This window comes from Flagellimonas beolgyonensis, from assembly GCF_003992615.1.
GTDB lineage: Bacteria > Bacteroidota > Bacteroidia > Flavobacteriales > Flavobacteriaceae > Flagellimonas > Flagellimonas beolgyonensis.
In genome coordinates, this window is the sequence record NZ_RZMY01000008.1 from 1 (window position 1) to 1,894 (window position 1,894).

Below are 1,894 nucleotides of genomic sequence, written 5' to 3' on the forward strand. Positions count from 1 at the left end.
GACGCCGCCACCGAGATCGGAACCGTACAGGCCTTTGTGCCCGGAGGGGCCACGGGCACCTTCACGATCGAGGAGGACGCCTCCGGCCTGTTCGAGATCACTGCCGCGGGCGTACTGAGCCTGATCGAGGGCAAGAAGATGGACTACGGTGCCGCACAACAGCACACCCTTACCGTGAGCGTGAACGATGGCACCAACACCCGGAGCGCTGTGATCACCATAAACGTATTGGAGAACATGGATCCAACGGGCGATGCACAGAAGTTCACGGTGGCAGAGGACATTGCCGACACCGATGCGATCGGAACGGTGGTGGCCACCGACCCCGAAGGCGATGCGCTGACCTTTGCCATGAAGACCAACGACAACGACCTGTTCGAGATCACCGAAACAGGCGAACTGAGCCTGGCACCAAGTATGAGCCTCGATTATGAAACGGCCAAGAGCCACGAGCTGGTGGTAACGGTAAACGACGGTACCAACCAAGTGGACCTTACCGTACAGGTGAACGTGACCAACGTGGTGGAGACCCTGTTCGACGACCCCGCCTCCTTTATCACCACCTGGAAAACGGATGCCGATGGCGAGGATGTTGGTTTCTTTTCAAAAGGTTCCAATTTGACCATAGACTGGGGCGATGGCCAAGTGGAAACGAACCTGAACATAGATGGATTCAAGGACCATACGTATACATCCGCCGGCACCTATACCGTGGCCATTAAGGGTGATTTAATTGGATTTTCCTTTCTTGCAATTTTTGACACACCTGAAAAACTTGTGGGCATGGAACAATGGGGCACCGCCCAATGGGTTGATATGGCTTTTATGTTTTATACTGCACTAAACATGGTCTATAACGCTACGGACGTACCGGACCTTTCCATGGTTACCAGTATGTCCAACATGTTCCAATACGCCACTTCCTTTAATGGGGCCATCGGCAATTGGGACACAAGCAATGTCACCAATATGGCACGCATGTTTGAAGGGGCCACTTCCTTTAACGGGGCCATCGGTAATTGGGACGTGAGCAATGTGACCGATATGAGGAGTATGTTCAACGGAGCCACTTCTTTTGACCAAGACCTGAGCGGTTGGGCCGATAAATTGGGCAATGTGACCGATATGTCCGACATGTTCTGGGCTGCCACTTCCTTTAATGGTGCCATCGGCAATTGGGACGTAAGCAATGTGACCAATATGAGCGGCATGTTCGCCTGGGCCATCAGTTTTGACCAAGACCTGAGCGGTTGGGCCGATAAATTGGGCAATGTTATCGATATGTCAAGTATGTTCGAAGGGGCCACTTCCATTAATGGTGCCATCGGTAATTGGGACGTGAGCAATGTCGCCGATATGTCCAATATGTTCAGTGGTGCCAGTTCCTTTGATCAAAGTTTGGCAAGCTGGGAAATAGGCAATGTTACCAATATGCAAGATATGTTGGACAATAGTGGGATGTCACCTGCTAATTTGAATGCTACGTTAATCGGGTGGAACAATTTTGTGGAAACAAACAATGGTCCTGATAATATTACTTTAGGACTGGATAATATAGCATTTTGTGGGCAAGATGCAATTGATGCCGCCAATAATTTAGATCAAACCCACTCATGGACATTTGCCGGGAACTTTTTTGTTGAACCTGTATGTCCTTAAACTTGACTGATTGAATTATTCCTAAATCGGAATTGTTTTGCCACCGGAGGGCCGCAAGGTTTTTCGGTGGTTTTTTGTTTTAACAGATATGGGTAATGAGTAGCTAGTAGATGGTAGTGAGAATTTGGAGAACAGACATTAATCAAAGGTTAAGGGTTAAGGGTTAAGGGTTGGGCAAAATTACATTGCTCATGTAACTATTCGAGAAAATTCGTGGAATTAGTGTCGATACTTT

The 1,894-nt window shown here is 48.7% G+C and carries 1 protein-coding gene; it reads left to right on the forward strand.

Features of this window, described 5'->3' with window-relative positions; all coding sequences use genetic code 11:
• Positions 1-1,659, forward strand: a 1,659-nt coding sequence (locus EO131_RS06440; RefSeq protein WP_127020089.1) for a BspA family leucine-rich repeat surface protein, incomplete at its 5' end; no start/stop codon positions are given.
• Between the last annotated feature and the right edge of the window lie 235 nt (positions 1,660-1,894).